The organism is Mycobacterium sp. DL99, from assembly GCF_004762045.1.
Taxonomy (GTDB): Bacteria; Actinomycetota; Actinomycetes; order Mycobacteriales; family Mycobacteriaceae; genus Mycobacterium.
Genome location: NZ_SJOM01000007.1, coordinates 2,136,431 through 2,152,253, shown reverse-complemented (window position 1 = coordinate 2,152,253; position 15,823 = coordinate 2,136,431). Strand labels below are relative to the sequence as shown.

The 15,823-nt window shown below is 65.6% G+C and carries 15 protein-coding genes and 1 pseudogene; 9 read left to right on the top strand and 7 right to left on the bottom strand.

Annotation, left to right across the window (positions count from 1 at the left end; all coding sequences use genetic code 11):
- A complete protein-coding gene (locus tag EYZ64_RS10810; RefSeq protein WP_135453438.1) occupies nucleotides 1–1,542 on the bottom strand; it encodes an amino acid permease in 1,542 nt (513 codons plus the stop codon).
- A 171-nt stretch (nucleotides 1,543–1,713) separates the two neighbouring features.
- Here EYZ64_RS10810 and EYZ64_RS10805 point away from each other — a divergent pair, with 171 nt between their 5' ends.
- From EYZ64_RS10805 to EYZ64_RS10795, 3 genes are read left to right on the top strand one after another with little or no spacing between them, the layout of a single operon-like run.
- A complete protein-coding gene (locus tag EYZ64_RS10805; RefSeq protein ID WP_135453437.1) occupies nucleotides 1,714–2,733 on the top strand; it encodes a putative nucleotidyltransferase substrate binding domain-containing protein in 1,020 nt (339 codons plus the stop codon).
- The gene (locus EYZ64_RS10800; RefSeq protein WP_135453436.1) at nucleotides 2,727–3,533 is read left to right on the top strand and encodes a Fic/DOC family protein; all 807 of its coding nucleotides are present in this window, start codon (nucleotides 2,727–2,729) and stop codon (nucleotides 3,531–3,533) included. Before EYZ64_RS10805 ends, EYZ64_RS10800 begins: the two co-directional genes overlap by 7 nt.
- Nucleotides 3,520–4,179, top strand: a complete 660-nt coding sequence (locus EYZ64_RS10795) for a nucleotidyltransferase domain-containing protein (RefSeq protein ID WP_135453435.1) — start codon at nucleotides 3,520–3,522, stop codon at nucleotides 4,177–4,179. Before EYZ64_RS10800 ends, EYZ64_RS10795 begins: the two co-directional genes overlap by 14 nt.
- On the opposite strand, the gene EYZ64_RS10790 is transcribed toward EYZ64_RS10795, so the two are convergent.
- Nucleotides 4,155–4,751, bottom strand: a complete 597-nt coding sequence (locus EYZ64_RS10790) for a TetR/AcrR family transcriptional regulator (RefSeq protein WP_135453434.1) — start codon at nucleotides 4,749–4,751, stop codon at nucleotides 4,155–4,157. The two genes, EYZ64_RS10795 and EYZ64_RS10790, sit on opposite strands and share 25 nt — an antisense overlap.
- Before the next feature lie 87 nt (nucleotides 4,752–4,838).
- On the opposite strand from EYZ64_RS10790, the gene EYZ64_RS10785 reads away from it, so the two are divergent.
- From EYZ64_RS10785 to EYZ64_RS10775, 3 genes are all read left to right on the top strand, one after another.
- Nucleotides 4,839–5,351, top strand: a complete 513-nt coding sequence (locus EYZ64_RS10785; protein WP_135453433.1) for a methyltransferase family protein — start codon at nucleotides 4,839–4,841, stop codon at nucleotides 5,349–5,351.
- A 154-nt stretch (nucleotides 5,352–5,505) separates the two neighbouring features.
- On the top strand, nucleotides 5,506–6,666 hold the full coding sequence (locus tag EYZ64_RS10780) for an LLM class flavin-dependent oxidoreductase (RefSeq protein ID WP_135453432.1): 1,161 nt from the start codon (nucleotides 5,506–5,508) through the stop codon (nucleotides 6,664–6,666).
- A gap of 19 nt (nucleotides 6,667–6,685) precedes the next feature.
- Nucleotides 6,686–8,068 (top strand): NtaA/DmoA family FMN-dependent monooxygenase, encoded by a 1,383-nt coding sequence (locus EYZ64_RS10775; protein ID WP_135453431.1) that lies wholly within the window; start codon nucleotides 6,686–6,688, stop codon nucleotides 8,066–8,068.
- Between the two features lie 3 nt (nucleotides 8,069–8,071).
- Here the strand turns inward: EYZ64_RS10775 and EYZ64_RS10770 are convergent, their stop codons facing one another.
- Nucleotides 8,072–8,353 carry a hypothetical protein gene (locus EYZ64_RS10770; protein ID WP_135453430.1) on the bottom strand — a complete coding sequence of 94 codons (282 nt, stop codon included), beginning with the start codon at nucleotides 8,351–8,353 and terminating at the stop codon, nucleotides 8,072–8,074.
- A 57-nt stretch (nucleotides 8,354–8,410) separates the two neighbouring features.
- Between EYZ64_RS10770 and EYZ64_RS10765 the strand changes: the two are divergent.
- Nucleotides 8,411–9,520: pseudogene (locus EYZ64_RS10765) on the top strand (HNH endonuclease signature motif containing protein); the annotation flags it as partial.
- A gap of 67 nt (nucleotides 9,521–9,587) precedes the next feature.
- On the opposite strand, the gene EYZ64_RS10760 reads toward EYZ64_RS10765, so the two are convergent.
- Nucleotides 9,588–10,280, bottom strand: coding sequence for a potassium channel family protein (locus tag EYZ64_RS10760; protein WP_135453428.1), 693 nt, complete (start codon nucleotides 10,278–10,280; stop codon nucleotides 9,588–9,590).
- Nucleotides 10,281–10,359: 79 nt separating this feature from the next.
- On the opposite strand from EYZ64_RS10760, the gene EYZ64_RS10755 reads away from it, so the two are divergent.
- Nucleotides 10,360–11,856: a potassium/proton antiporter gene (locus EYZ64_RS10755; protein WP_135453427.1), complete on the top strand. Its 1,497-nt coding sequence runs from the start codon at nucleotides 10,360–10,362 to the stop codon at nucleotides 11,854–11,856.
- 76 nt (nucleotides 11,857–11,932) lie between these two features.
- On the opposite strand, the gene EYZ64_RS10750 is transcribed toward EYZ64_RS10755, so the two are convergent.
- Nucleotides 11,933–12,508: a 3,4-dihydroxy-2-butanone-4-phosphate synthase gene (locus tag EYZ64_RS10750; protein WP_167857779.1), complete on the bottom strand. Its 576-nt coding sequence runs from the start codon at nucleotides 12,506–12,508 to the stop codon at nucleotides 11,933–11,935.
- Nucleotides 12,509–12,582: 74 nt separating this feature from the next.
- Nucleotides 12,583–12,825 carry a hypothetical protein gene (locus tag EYZ64_RS10745; protein ID WP_135453425.1) on the bottom strand — a complete coding sequence of 81 codons (243 nt, stop codon included), beginning with the start codon at nucleotides 12,823–12,825 and terminating at the stop codon, nucleotides 12,583–12,585.
- A gap of 500 nt (nucleotides 12,826–13,325) precedes the next feature.
- Between EYZ64_RS10745 and EYZ64_RS10740 the strand changes: the two genes are divergently transcribed.
- The gene (locus EYZ64_RS10740; protein WP_167857778.1) at nucleotides 13,326–13,862 is read left to right on the top strand and encodes a TetR/AcrR family transcriptional regulator; all 537 of its coding nucleotides are present in this window, start codon (nucleotides 13,326–13,328) and stop codon (nucleotides 13,860–13,862) included.
- A gap of 13 nt (nucleotides 13,863–13,875) precedes the next feature.
- On the opposite strand, the gene EYZ64_RS10735 is transcribed toward EYZ64_RS10740, so the two are convergent.
- Nucleotides 13,876–15,270 carry an APC family permease gene (locus tag EYZ64_RS10735; protein WP_167857777.1) on the bottom strand — a complete coding sequence of 465 codons (1,395 nt, stop codon included), beginning with the start codon at nucleotides 15,268–15,270 and terminating at the stop codon, nucleotides 13,876–13,878.
- Nucleotides 15,271–15,823: the final 553 nt, after the last annotated feature.

Here is a 15,823-nt window from a genome sequence, read left to right as displayed (position 1 = left end):
TCAGGCTCCGATCGTGACGGGTTTGGGGTGGGTCTTGCCACGCGGGAAGCACACTGCGCCGAGGATGACGGCGGCCGCGATGCTCAGGGGTCCGGCCCATTGCAGGATCGGCAGTTCACCTGTGGGGTTGAAGATCTCGGCGCGCGGCCACCCCAGGTTGACGATCATCACCGCGCCGTAGAGCACCGCCAGGACGTTCACGACGAGGCCGAACTTGCCGAGTGAGAACAGCGGCAACCCTTCGGCATCGACCTGATTGCGCTGGGCGGGCCAGCCTTTGAGCCGGCGATACAGCAGCGGAGCGGTCACCAGCAGGTAGGCGAGGTAGATCAGGATGATGCAGACGCTGGCCAGGGTCGCGAAGATCGCCGAATTGCCGACGTTGACCAGCAACACCCCGATGCACAGCAGGCCGATGAGCACCGACGGCCAGATGGGTGTTCCGGTGTGGCTGTTTACCCGGGACAGGATCGCCGACGCCGGCAGTCGCCCGTCACGTGCCATCGAGAACATCAGCCGGGAGGCGGCCGTCTGAATTGCCAAGGTACAGATCGTGATCGCAATGCAGACATCGATCAGCAGGACCGTGCCCCACGGCGAGGACAGCACGGTGTCGAGCACGTACGGCAGACCTTCGGTGGCAAGGCGTCCGTCGGTCAGGCTCGGGGCCGCCATCAGCGCGCCCAGAATCATCAGGCCGCCGCCGAGTGCCGAGACCGACAAGGCCAGACGGATGGTGCGGGGCGCGACGCGACGCGGATTGCGGGTCTCCTCGGCGAGTTCACCCGCCGAACCGAAACCGACCATGACGTAGGCCGCCATCAGCCCGGACATGATCCAGGCCCACACGTAGCCGGGTTGGCCGCCGGCGTGGCCGGTGTCGAATACGACCTGGGGGCCGCGCTGGGCATGGGTGAAGAACACCCCGATGACCGCGATGACACCGACGATCTCGCAGATCACGCCGGCGCTGTTGACGCGCGACATCCATTTGACACCAAGGCAATTGATCGTGGTGGTGAGCACCAGCAGGACCGTGCCGAGCAGTACCGCGTTGGCCGCCCCGCTCGGTGAGGTCAGGGCCGGGTCCTCGCCGATGATCTGGAATCCGGACCAGATCGTGGGCAGCACCACCTGCAGCGCGATCGCCGCAGCCGAGGCGGTGACGATCTGCGCCAGGATCATGAACCAGCCGCCGAACCAGCCGATCACCTCGCCGCCCATCCGCCGGGACCACTGATAGATGGCCCCCGAGATCGGATAGCGCGCGGACAACTCGGCGAAGCACAGCGCAACGAGGAACTGGCCGAGGAACACCGCGGGCCAGGTCCAGAAGAAGGCGGGGCCGCCGAAGCCGAACCCGAGGCCGAACAACTGGAAGATGGTGGTCAGAATGGACACGAACGAGAAGCCCGCGGCGAACGATTCGAACTTGCCGAGCCGACGGTGCAACTGCTGGTCGTAACCAAACTCGGCCAGGTCGTCGCGGTCGCCAGACCGGTCGGCCACATCGTGCCGTCTCTCGGTAGCGCTGCTGGTCATAGGCGTTTCTCTCAGGCTCGGGGGCGATGCCGCCAGCTCCTTAACTGTCACTTGACAGATAAGCCTCTCGGCGTGTCCGAGCTGTCACCCACGTGTTTCGTTCATGTAGCCAGCAGTAAGCATTGGGTTGCCGAATCCTCACCGGACCCATCGCCTGTCACAATCGCCGACATGGCTGTGGCTCCGTTGGACGATGCCCGCCGGCGGATTGCGTCCGCGGACAGCGAGGGCGACCTGGTGACGGCCGCTGCCGCAGCCCACGATGCGGTGACAAAAGTGATCGACACCCGCGTCGGGGCCGCCTCGGTCGCCGAGGCGTGGTCGGCCGTGGTCCGCGCCGCGCTGTCGACCGCAGCGCGGTTGGTGACCCCCGGCCTCTACTGGTACACCTCGGGCAGCGTCGGCCGCGGCGATGCACTGCCGGGATCAGACCTGGAAACCCTGGTGGTCCGCAGCCCCGACGTGACAGCAGAGTCGGCTCTGACTCAGGCCGCGCATGTCCACGATCTGCTGGCCTGTTGCGGGATCCGTGCCGACGACAACGGTGCAGTCGCCTCCCGGGTGCGGTTCAACCGCACCGCCCAGGACTGGGCGGTCGGCATCGGCCGGTGGGCCGCCGACCCGGCAGCCGATCGCGGTGTGGTGATGATCGGTCTGCTGGCCGACGCCGTCCCCGTCGGTGACGGACCTGACATCCGTGATCAGGTCGGTATCGCAGCGCGGGCGCAACCCGCGGCGCTGGCCGCGATGCTGCAGGACTCCACCTTCGCCCGCGCCCACGTCCCGTCTCGGCTACGCGCGCTGACGTCCGGCGAGGGCAGCGTCGACATCAAACTCGCCGCGGTGGACCCGGTTGTCCGCATCGCACGCTGGGCCGCGCTCAGTTGCGGGTCCGACGCACTGCCCACCGCCGACCGGATCGCCGCGGCGGCCGGCACCCGCTACCTCGATGCCGACGACGCCCGGGTGCTCGCGAAATGTCACGCGATCGGGTCGAGCATCCGCTGGCGGGTGCGGGCCGCCCGCTGGCCGGCTTCCGACGGCGACTCCGCCGGTTTCGCGGAGCGGGTCGATTTGTCAGAACTCCCGCCACAGGACCGCACCGCCCTGCGCAGCATCGGGCGTGAACTCACCGGCGTCCGACGCAAACTCGACTACCTGGCGTCGACCTCGACGTTCTCCTCGTGGTAGCCGAACTCGATGGGGCCGACCGTCATGCCCTGGCCCAGACCATCGCCTCCGAACGCCTGGAGGGCTGGCAGCCCACACCGGAGCAGATCGATTCCCTGACCGTCTTGCTCACCGGCGCAGTGACCTTCGGCGAGTACCTGGGGCGCCAACTCCCAATCTGCAACCCACCGCAACGCCGCCGGGCGTTCGCCCGCCGCCGGCCGTATTTCATCCCGGGAACGTCGGTGCTGCGCAACAACTTCGGCGTGCAGGACGCCACCGTGCTCGGGCAGCTGGAATTCGTGGCAACCGCCGGCCGAATCCTGCAGGTGCACCTGCGAACCCAGGACACCGATCTGGACATCCGGTCGCTGCATCAGCATGTGTTCGGAGATGTGTACGCGTGGGCAGGCGAGCCGCGCATCGTCGAACTCCGCAAAGGTGACAGCGCTTTCGGCCCGTGTGCCCGCATTCCACACGCCCTGGAGGCACTGCACGCCGAGATCGGCAGACTCACCGACGAGGGCACCGGGATCGACGACGGCACGCTGTCCTATCGACTGGCCCGAATCTATGCCGACTACAACCAGATCCATCCGTTCCGAGAAGGCAACGGGCGCACCGGAACGCTGCTGTTGCACCTGCTAGCCGGCCGGGCCGGACGCCGGTTGTTCCTCGACGACCTGTCCCGTTCGGAGTGGATCGGTGCATCCCGGGACTCGATGCCGTTCCGGCGCGACGGGCGCGCCGATCCGCGCCCGATCATGGCGGTGCTGCGCGGACGGCTGCGGCCACAGAGGATATTGGATGCCGATGTCTGATGACCTTCCCCCGTACGGCCTGGCGATCAGCGCCGATGAGGCTGACCAGCTTTGGGACCCATGGACTCCGGCCGAGGTGGCCCGCCGGTTGGCCGGCGTCGATACTCCGTGGTGCGTAGCCGCAGGATGGGCGATCGACCTGTACCTCGGTGATCCGCCGCGGCCACACGCGGACATCGAGATTGCCGTTCCCCGCCGAGACTTTCCGCAGATCGCCGCCGCACTGGACGAATTCGAATGGGACGTGGCGGGCGACGGCCGGTTGTGGCCGTACCCGGACGTGAGCGATCACCCCGCCCTGCACCAAACCTGGTGCCGCGACCCGACCACCGGGCGGTATCACCTCGATGTCTTCCGCGAGCCCCATATCGGAGATCAATGGTTGTGCCGGCGCGATCCGTCGATCACGTTGCCCTACCAGGAATTGATCGGCTTCCGCGACGGAATCCCTTACCTGGTGCCGGAAGCCGCGCTGCTGTTCAAGGCGAACCGCACCGCGACCAAGGACGAGCAGGACTTCCGCCGCGCGGCACCACGGCTGACGAGCACGGGGCGAACACGGCTCCTGAGCTGGCTGACCCGGCTCTACCCCGACCATCCCTGGTTGCCTCCACTACGGACTCAGGGATTCGGATCCGTCAGGTAACGCTGCACGGTCGGCCCCATCCAGGCGACGAGCTCGTCGATACCGGCCGACGCCATCGGTTCGATCTTGAGCTGATACCGCGCGAACGCCAGTCCCACGAGGTGCACGGTCACCAATTCGACTCGAAGCTCGGCATTGTCGACGCCGAACTCCGTCGCCACCCGTTGAGCCACCGGTCCGGCCAGGGAATCGTGTAAGAGCTTGCGCGCCATCGGCTGGATGCCCGCGGACCGGAACACCGTCAGCAAGGGATCGAACGAGGCAGCGTCCCAGCGTTGGACGACGTCACGGACCAGACGTGCGCCGATATCCGCGGTGCCCTCGTCGAGCAACAGCGCCAACTGGTGCAACGGATGCTGCGGAGTATCGAGCACCGACGCATTGAACAAGCCCTCTTTGTTGCCGAAGAAGTAGTAGACCATCGCGACATCGACCCCGGCATCGGTGGCGATTCCGCGCACCGTCGCGCGTTCATAGCCGTCGCGCATGAAGTGCTCACGCGCCGCATCGATGATCCGCTGTTTGTTCGGTTGACCGGTGCGCCACCGGCCGCTCCGCCGGGTCTCCGACATGGCCGGAGCTTACTTCAACACCCGTTGACCTGTGCAGGAGGCGAGCGTAGCGTTTTTCTTCAACATGAGTTGAAGAAAGAGTCCGACATGACGAATCGGCGCCTCTGGTGGCGACACCTGATCTCCGTGCTGATCGCCCCGGCCACCATGACGGTCTTCATTCCGGGCCTGATCATCTGGCTTACCGGGGTGAAAGCACCCGACCTCAGCACCCCGGCAGGCCTCCTCCTCGCCCTCGTCGGAGGAACACTGATCGCGCTCGGGCTGTGGTTCCTGGTCTGGACCGAGGTGTTGTTCGACCACGTCGGCGAAGGCACGTTGGGTATCGGCTCCCCGGTCCACCTGGTCCTGCGGGGACCGTATCGGCACGTCCGGAACCCGATGATGACCGCGGTGTTCTGCATCCAGCTCGGTACCGCCGTCGCTACGGCTTCCCCCTGGCTGTTCGCCTGGTTCGCCCTGTTCGCCACGATCGTCGCCATCGCCATCCCGACCATCGAGGAACCGCACCTCCTCCGGCGGTTCGGCGCGCAGTACGAGGCGTACCGCCGGCACGTGCCGCGGTGGATTCCCCGGGTGACACCCTGGGCCCAGGCCTGACCCCCGCCGACCATCACCGGTTTCGCATCACCCTGCGCCGATCTCTTCAGGCAGGTCAAACTGGGTTGGGCACTCGCACCGGCACCCGCCCGGGATTACCCGGGTGTGAGCTCGCGTTGTCGCCAGAGACCGCGACCGAAAGTGAGAACCGTCGATGGGCACCCCACTGCACCTCGCCGTCGCACTCGATGGCACCGGCTGGCACCCGGCATCCTGGCGCGAGCCGCTGGCCCGCGCGGGCGAAACACTCTCGCCGCGGTACTGGACCGACCTGGTCCGCCTGGCGGAACTCGGCCTACTGGATTTCGTCACGATCGAAGACGGACTCACACTGCAGTCCGATCATCCATTCCGCCCCGACGACCGCACCGACCGAGTGCGCGGCCGCCTCGACGCCGTGCTCATCGCGGCGCGCGTCGCGCCCCGCACCCGACACATCGGGTTGGTGCCCACCGTCGTCACCACCCACACCGAGCCGTTCCACGCGTCCAAGGCCATCGCGACACTCGACTACGTGAGCACCGGCCGGGCCGGGGTACGGGTCCAGGTGTCCTCCCGCCGGGATGCCGCAGCCCACTTCGGCCGGCGCGAACTGCCCGAGGACCGCGCCACGCTCACTACCGAATTGTTTGGCGAAGCAGCGGATTACGTGGAAGTGCTGCGCCGCTTGTGGGACAGCTGGGAGGACGACGCCGAGATCCGCGACGTGGCCAGTGGACGGTTCATCGACCGAAACAAACTGCACTACATCGATTTCGAGGGCGCGACATTCTCGGTGAAGGGGCCTTCCATCACCCCGCGGCCACCGCAGGGACAACCCATCGTGGCCGCGCTCGGCCACGTCGACCCCGCCTACCAACTCATTGCGGACAACACTGACGTCGGCTTCGTCACCCCGCACAGCCCCGACGAAGTCACCGCCCTGGTCGACACCATCGCCGTGCTCCGCCCCACGCAGGCCCCGCCGGTGCGCGCATTCGCCGACCTGGTGGTGTTCCTCGACGACACGACCGATGCGGCGCAGGCCCGACGCGACCGCCTCGATGAGCTAGCCGGCGCCGAATACCGCAGTGACGCTGAGATTTTCGTCGGGACAGCGAGCCAATTGGCCGATCTGTTGCAGGACTGGCACACCGCCGGCGCCACCGGCTTCCGGCTGCGCCCGGCATCCCTGCCACACGACCTGCAGCAGATCACCGATGCACTGGTCCCTGACCTGCAGCGCCGCGGTCTGTTCCGCAAGGCTTACGAAGCATCCACGCTGCGTGGGCTGCTCGGCCTCACCCGCCCCGCCAACCGCTACACGACCGTCTGACACGGACCAGGAAACGCCCATGAGCAAGCCCGTCAAACAGATTCACCTGGCCGCACATTTCCCGGGGGTCAACAACACCACGGTGTGGAGCGACCCCGAATCCGGCAGCCACATCGAATTCGATTCGTTCGTCCGGTTCGCGCAGACCGCCGAACGCGGCAAGTTCGATTTCCTGTTCCTGGCCGAGGGGCTGCGACTGCGCGAACAAGGCGGCCAGATCTATGACCTCGACGTCGTCGGGCGCCCGGACACCTTCACGGTGTTGGCGGCGCTGGCCGCGGTGACCGATCGGCTCGGGCTGACCGGCACCATCAACTCGACCTTCAACGAACCCTATGAAGTGGCACGGCAATTCGCCTCGCTGGACCACCTGTCCGACGGCCGGGCCGCATGGAACGTCGTCACCTCCTGGGATGCCTTCACCGGCGAGAACTTCCGCCGCGGCGGCTTCCTGCCAGAGAACCAGCGCTACGAGCGCGCCGAGAGCTTCCTGGCCGCCACCCATACGTTGTTCGACTCCTGGCACGGTGACGAAGTCGTCGCCGACAAAGACCGGGGTGCATTCCTGTCCGATCCGGCTGCCGGCGAGTTCGCCTACCGCAACGATCATTTCGATATCAGTGGCCGGTTCAACGTCCCCCGCAGCCCGCAAGGGCGTCCGGTGATCTTCCAGGCCGGGGACTCCGATCGCGGACGTGAGTTCGCCGCGGCGGCCGCCGATGCCATCTTCTCGCGGTACGGGACGCTGGAGGACGGTCAGAAGTTCTATGCCGACGTCAAAGGCCGCCTGGCCAAGCACGGCCGCCGTCACGACCAGCTGCTAATCCTGCCCGCGGCCACCTTCGTCCTCGGGGACACCGACGACGAGGCCGCCGACCTGGCCCACGAGGTGCGTCTGGCCCAGGTGTCCCCCGCCACCGCGATCAAGTTCCTCGAACAGCTGTGGAACCGGGACCTTTCCGATCACGACCCGGACGGGCCATTACCCTCGGTCGACCCGGTGATCGGTGAGAACACCATCGCCAAGGGCCGGGCCAGTGTGCGGATGCACCGGGACCCGATCGCGGTCGCGAACGAATGGCGCGCCAAGGCCGAGGCACAGAACCTGACCACCCGTGAGCTGATCGTCGAGGTGACCGGGCGGCAGAACTTCGTCGGGTCGGCCGCCACGATCGCCGAATCGATCGACCATCTCGTGCAATCCGATGCCAGCGACGGATTCATCCTGGTCCCCCACGTCACCCCGGGCGGGCTCGACCCGTTCGTCGAGCGCGTCGTCCCGCTCCTGCAGGAGCGCGGTGTGTTCCGCACCGACTACAAGGGAACGACCCTGCGCGAGCATCTGGGATTGACGCTGCCCGAGCATCCGGGGCACGGGGAGCACACGGCCGCAACGGGTTAGCGGCTAATCGTCGGGTTCGGTGCGGTCCTTGTACTCCCAGCTCGCCCCCGCAGTCAGTGTGCCGGGCTCCAATTCGGTGCGCCCGGCGTCGCGCACGTGCACCGTCTGCGCCAGGATCTCGTCGGGCTTACCGCCGATCACGATGACCGGATGCTCGTATTCGATGCCGTAGAGCTTGAGCGCCGCATGCACCGCGTGCGCCGCGGCCTTGCCGCGCGACATCTTGGCGTTCGAGTTGACCCTGATCACCAGCCGGCGTTCCGGTTCGGCGTCTTCGGCGTCCATGGCATCAGACTAAAGCTTCATCCAGAACTTGTCGTACCCCTCTGCGATGATGGGGTTATGTCCTCGGCCGCAGCCACTTTCGACGCTGAAGTGAGTCCTGCGCAGCGGTTGGAGGCGTTGTTCGAGGAGTTGGAGGAGCTGACCGGCCAACGTAACGCGATCGACGGACGCATCGTCGAGATCGTCGCCGAGATGGAACGCGACGAGTTGTGCGGTACCACCGGCGCCCGCTCGATGAAGGCGCTGGTGGCCTGGAAGACCGGCGTCAGCCCGCGCAACGCGGAGACCGTGGTGGCCGTCTCGCGGCGGCTCGAGGAGTTCCCCCGCTGCGCCGAAGGCATGCGGGAGGGTCGGCTGTCGCTGGATCAGGTCGGGGTGATCGCCGAGAAGGCTGCCGACGGATCCGATGAGCACTATGCGGAGTTGGCGGCGGTGGCGACGGTTACTCAGCTGCGCACGGCCGTAAAGCTCGAGCCACGCCCCGAACCCGATGCACAGCCCGAACCCGAACGCTCGATCACCAAAACCGTCAACGACGAGTACACGACCTACCGGATCCGGTTGCCGCGGATCGAGGCGGCGACGTTCGACGCCGCCCGGCAAGCCCATCACGATGGGCTGATCGCCGACTGGAAGCGCGATCACGACACCGACGACAACCACTCCGACGGCGACAACGGGCAGCAGCAGCCGTTTCCCGACAGCGTGGATGCATTCATGAGTGTCATCGAGGCCGGCTGGGACACCGAGGCGGCGCGTCGTCCGCATGGGCAGCACACCACGGTGGTCGTGCATGTCGACCTGGACAAGGACGGCGACAAACCGGTCGCCGCACTGCATCTGGGGCCGGTGCTGACCGAGGATGAACGCCGCTACCTGCTGTGTGATGCCACCTACGAAGCGTGGTTTGAACGCCACGGGCAGGTGATCGGCGCCGGGCGCAGCACCCGGGCGATCAGCCGCCGGCTACGCCGGGCCCTGGAACATCGTGACCGATGCTGCGTGGTGCCCGGCTGCGGGGCCACCCGCGGACTGCACGCCCACCACCTGCGGCATTGGGAGGACGGCGGACCCACCGAGCTCGACAACCTGGTGCTGCTGTGCCCGTATCACCACCGGCTGCATCACCGTGGCGCCATCACGATCACCGGGCCCGCCGACCGGCTGGTGTTCCAACCCCAACCACCACCGAAAGTCGCATAGCGCCGATGTTTCGTGAACGTGGCGCCACGCGTCACGGCTCCTCGGAAACCACTTCCCTGAGGAACTCCCCACCGTGGATGGCGGCCAGCAGTGAATTCTCCGAGTTGCGGGTGGCGGTGAAAAGCAGCTCGTCGCCAGCTTCAAGCACATCATCGGGCTTGGGCAGCCTGACCTTGTTGCCGCGAACGACTGTTACCAACGCGGTGTCCGCCGGTAGATCCAGCCGGTCCACCCGTTGCCCGACCACCGGGTTATCTTGCGGGAGCGTGAGTTTCGTCAGCTCCACCCGTCCCCCGCGCAACATCATCAGTCGCACCAGGTGCCCGACGTCGATGGCGCCCTCGACACCGGCAACCAGGGAACCCGGCGTCGACACCGCAACATCGATGCCCCAGTCCTGACCGAACAACCATTGGTTACGGATGTCATTGATGCGGGCCACCACCCGCGGCACGCCGAACTCGGACTTGGCCAGCAACCCGACCACGAGATTGGACTTGTCGTCACCGGTGGCGGCGATCAGCACGTCGCAGGTTTCGATCCCGGCCTCCTCCATCGCCGAGAGCTCGCAGGCGTCGGCCAGCAACCAGTCGGCGCCCGGCACCGTGTGCGGCTCGTATCGGCGGTGCAGCTGCTCGATCAGCAAGACCTTATGACCGTTCTCGAGCAACTCGCGCGCAACGGAACGGCCCACATTGCCCGCACCGGCAACCACTACTCGCATGTTCCGTTCCGCCACTCAGCCATTTTCGCCTATTCGCACGGCACACTCACGGCCCTTCGTCCTGATTAACTAAATCCCGATGAGCCTGAACCAGCTGTACCTGACCTTGCTCACCGGCGGCATCGTGCTCCTGGCGAGCATCATCGGCACGCGCGTGGCGACCCGGATCGGGTTCCCCAGCCTGCTGTTCTTCCTGCTCGTCGGCATGGTGCTGGGCGTCGACGGGATCGGGCTGGAGTTCAACAACGTCGAACTGGCCCGCAATGTATGCACCACCGCACTGGCGATCGTGCTGGTCGAAGGTGGGTTGACCACTCGGTTCTCCGATATCCGCGGCGTACTGGCACCCGCCTCAGTGCTGGCCACCGTCGGCGTGGTGGTCAGCACCCTCATCACCGCCTTCGGTGCGCACCTGCTGCTGGGCATGGACTGGCAACTCGCGCTGCTGCTCGGGGCGATCGTGGCCTCCACCGACGCGGCCGCGGTGTTCTCGGTGCTTCGGATCCTGCCGCTGCCGCGACGGCTGGCCGGCCTGTTGGAGGCCGAATCCGGTTTCAACGACGCGCCCGCGGTGATCCTCGTGCTGATGTTCAGCGTGGTGCCGTTCGTGTTCCACCCCGAAGGTGCCATCACCGACCTGCTCTACGAACTGGTCACCGGTTCTCTGCTGGGCTTGGGCGTGGGGTTCGCCGGTGCGTTCGCCTTGCGCCGGATCGCGCTGCCCGCCTCGGGTCTCTACCCGATCGCTACCTTCGGGCTGGGTTTCATTGCGTTCGCCGCCGCAGGTAGTGCCCACGCGAGCGGTTTCATCGCCGCGTACCTGTCCGCGGTGGTCCTCGCAAACTCGGGCCTGCCGCACAGGTCCGCCACCCGTTCCTTCGCCGAGGGGGTGGGCTGGCTGGCCCAGATCGGGCTGTTCGTGCTCCTCGGGTTGCTGGTGAACCCGCACGATCTGGCCGGCGACATCATCCCGGCGATCGTCATCGGGCTGGTGCTGCTGCTGATCGCCCGGCCGGTATCGGTCGTGCTGTCCCTGGCCGGATTCCGGATCCCGTTGCGCGAACAACTCTTTCTATCGTGGGCCGGGTTACGCGGTGCGGTGCCGATCGTGCTGGCGACCTTCCCGATCGTCGCCGGCGTGCCCGACAGCTACCGGCTGCTCAATATCGTGTTCGTCCTCGTGGTGATCTTCACCTTGGTGCAGGCGCCCAGTATTCGATTCGTGGCCAATGCATTGGGTCTGATCACCCGCGACATCACCCGCGAGATCCAGGTCGAAGCCGCTCCGCTTGATGTGCTCGACGCCGAGCTGCTGACCATGACCGTGCAGCCCCATTCCCGGCTCCACAACGTGACGATCCTCGAATTGCGGCTTCCTGATCCCGCGGTCATCACGTTGATCATCCGCAACGGCCGCACGTTCGTCCCGCTGCCGGACACCCGCATCGCCGTCGGCGACGAACTGCTCATCGTCACCACCAGCAAGATGCGGCACGCCGCCGAGGCGCGGATGCGTGCCGTGAGCCGGCGCGGCAAACTCGCCTACTGGTTCGACGAATACGGGCTGGAGGACTGAACGAGTATCGCCGCTGGCGATCGTCCAGCAACGCACTCCGGTCTCGGCCGGAACGACGGGATAAGACCCGCGCCGACTACCGACAACCGTAGAAGGCGGCCGCGATCGTCTGCCTGTCGATGAAACTGCGGCCCAATCGCTCAGCGATGCGCCGACCTTCAACCGAAGTGGCGTTCTCCCAAGGATGTTCCACCGAAGGCAGGGCAGTGAAAGCTACGACCGCGGGCTCGATGCCGGCGAGAGACGCCAACATCAGCGCGATCTGCGGAGCCGTGGCAACCGCTCCTACGACCAGGTCGGCCGCCACCGGTAGAACATGGCCGGGGCGTCGAAAAGCATCCGGTGTGCTGTCGGGGTCACTGAGCCTCCTGATGGTCGTGGCCCGATCGAATGCCGATATGCCGGTGCTGATTCCGCTCGACGCATCCACGGCAACGTAGCTGTTTGGGCACCGAGAGCCATGATCGGCCAGCATAGGCGGGATGCGCAGGGCGTCTAGCCGTTGACTGTGCATCGCAACGAAGATCACCCCGGCTCCGTAGCGGACCAATTCGGCCGTCCCGTGGGGCGTCGCCTGGGCCCCGGCAAGGGCCATCAAACATTCGGCACCGTAGCCGATGATGACCGGGTCCCCCTGCGCATAATCGGCCACCGTTGCCTCGAAGCCCTGTGGCAGTTGAGCGACACGCGCGGGTGCGAACTCGTCGAGGCCTTGAGATGCGCTGCTTACCGCCACCGCCAGACCCCTCGCCTCAACGTCGGCCGGCCGAGCAACTCGAGGAGGTCAGCGCCACCGGGCCGCGTGCCGTTGGGCCGACCGGCGTCAACCGTCGACAACCAGCGCTCCGCACGCCCAACGAGTTCCCGTTGTGCGGTGGTCACCCGGTTGGGATGGCGATCCGTGTACTCCACGATCTGCCCGAGGCGTTCACGCAGGCGAGCGCAGCTCATCCCGAAGTTCGGGAGCACCTCTTCAGGGTCAGGCCCACCGTACCGAGCCCACCGGACCACGAAAGTGACCAAATCCCAATCGAATTCCGAGAGAGTATCGACATCACCAGGAGCTGCGGCCGCCGTGGGAACCGTCCGCGATTGCCGACTGGAAGTTTGCGCCCTTGCACCGGAACTGGATTGGGCTGCTCGCTCGCGCACAATCGGTGCGCTGTCCTGTCTCACCATCATCTCCCACCACTGTTGATTTGGTTGAGGAAAGCCATGCGCTGCGGCATTTTCGGCGAGACTGGCCGCGAAACCCGGATCGGCGTCGTCAACCTGGTCCGACAGGACCGAGATGTGTTCGTATGAACCACTTCACCGCACCTGTCGTGCACAGGTACGCCCCGGCGCCCTGTTACTCTGAGCCATGAACATACGTTGAAAGAACGGTGCGGAAAGGCAGAGCTCAGGTGCCCCGAGACAACATCCGGTCCGAACCGACACGGGCCGCTTTGCGGCAAGCGGCTCTCGACGTGGCCAGCGAGTACGGCGTCAAGGGAGTCACCCACCGCCGCGTCGCCGCCGCGGCATCCGTTGCCCTCGGCTCGGCCAGCTATCACTACGAGAACATCGATGAACTGATGTTCGAGGCGTTTGCAGCCTGGGTGCAAACGCAGAGCGACCGCTTCATGCCGCCGTTCCGAACTGCTGTCGATGAGGACACGCTGGTAGCCGCAGTGCTCCACCTGCTCTCCGTCATGTACGGCGACGAGAAGGACCGAATCCTGCTCTTCGAGATCTACGCCCACTCCGTTCGCGATCCCGCTTATCACAAGTTGGTCGAGAACTGGTCGGCTTCCACCCGCTCGGAACTCGCGCGCCTCTACAGCAGCGAAACAGCCCAACGTCTTGAAGCGGCCTGGGAAGGTATCGGTGTCCAGTTGGTCATGGGCGGCTCGGTGAAGTCCGCGAGCGACGCCGAACCGCTGTTCCGATTGATCCTGAGCCAGGAGAAGCCGAAAGCCGGCAAGCGCAAGAACGCCTCCAGGAAAGTGGCCAAGGCCGGCTGACAGCACCGCTGGGTTAAACATCGACGCCTTCGGGTGTCGCTGCCTCGCCGCCGATCCTGCTGTAGACGTCGGGGCGCGTCCGGCGCCACACCAGAGCGAGAACGAATCCGAATACTGCGAGTCCGAGAATGAACAGCTGCAGCCCCAGGCCGATGGCGAAGTTGCCACCGACGAGCAACGGAAAGTAGTAGCTGCTGATCGCCAGCATCGTGATCAGACCGGCCAGGCCCAGGCCAGGCGCGATCAGGGTATTCCACGGACGCTCCTGATGCGGCACGCGGCGGAAGTACACCAGCACGGCAAGACAGGTCAGCGCCATCAGAGTCAGGATGGCGTACGTGCCGATACCGAACATCCACGAATAGAACGTCACCGCATTCACGTCCAGGAAGACGAACGGGAGGGTAAGCGCGAGCGCGACGGTCGACACCGTTGCGGAGGCGATTGCCGGGGACCCGTGCCTCGGATGCACGCGACCCAACGCCGGCGGCAACACACCATCGCGTGCAAGTGCAAACGTATAGCGCGCCAATGGATTATGAGCGGACAAAGTGGCAGCGAAGAGACTTGTCACCACCATGCAAGTCATGATCTCCGCGACCACGTCGCCGGCATAGAAACGCAGCCCGGCGGCGAATATTCCGGTCGAGTCCGCTCTCGCGGCATCCACCGCACCGTCGACGCCGTAGAAGGTGACCAGCGCCCACGACGAGAACACGTAGAAGAGGCCAATCAGGATGATCGCCAGGTACGTAGCACGTGGCACCGTCCGTGCGGGATCCCTGACTTCGGTCCGGTAGATCGCGGTTCCCTCGAAACCGAGGAACGTGGCACTCGCAAAGAGAATGGCTACCCCGACCGAACCAGAGGTGAACGCCGAGGGAGTGAACGACTCGAACTGCAGTCCGTGAGGTCCCCCCGTGGCGGTCAAGCTGACGTTGAAGATCAAGACGATGACGACCTCAAGAACCATCAGAACACTCAGGATGCGGCCGGACAGTTCGACGTTGAAGTGCCCCAGTGCCGACACCGCGGCCCATAGCGCGATCGCCCAGATCCACCACGGCACAAAGGCTTCCCCGAAGAGCGAGACCATCAATACCTTGGCCGAGTCGCCGAAGAAAGCGTACGTGCCCACCAGCAGAGCAAGATAACCGAGCTGAGCGAGGAAAGCGGCCGGCAAGCCGATCGGCTTACCCAGGCCGCCGGTGATGTAGGCGTAGAACGCGCCCGTGCGAGGGAAATTGCGTGCCATCGTGGTGAAACCGACGGCGAACATCAGCAAGATGAGGCCCATGACCGCGTAGGTCATCGGCGCACCGATGCCATTGCCTTCCGAAATCACCAGCGGCACAATCCCGGCGACCGCTCCCAGCGGAGCCGACATGGCAAGCACGGTGAGGATCAACTTGGTCGTGGTCAGGCGACCGACGAGCTGCTGCGGCGTCACTCCCGCACTCTCCGTCGGGTCTTGGGTGGTGGTCATCTCGATACGGTCTCCTTCTGAGACATGTCTCGCCGCGGCCTACTTTGAACAAAAGTTCAACCGATGGAAAATATAAGCGCATGTGTGATCTACGTCAATGCCTGATTGCGTCATCCGTGCTAGATGTTCGCGCAATACCGCACACAGCGCAGCCGAGCGGCCATTTCGGCGAAATACCTTGCCGCCTCGCGGTTTTAGAGATTCCGACCAGATAGTCGACAAACCAAAATCGGACCGGCCAGAGCGCAGAATGGCTGCGTTGGCCGGCCCGGGCACCGTCAATCGGTGATCGTGAACCAGTCTTGCAATGCGGCCGATTGGCCGTAGCGATGACACAACCCGGAGAGGTCGCCCCGATGTGCGTTGGTGACCTCTCCGGGTGCGGGCGAATTCACGCCCTCGGCATAGCTATCAGTGGCCGCGGGCCACCCAGTCGTCGTAGTGCACGATCTCGTTGCCGATGGTGGTGGTGTCG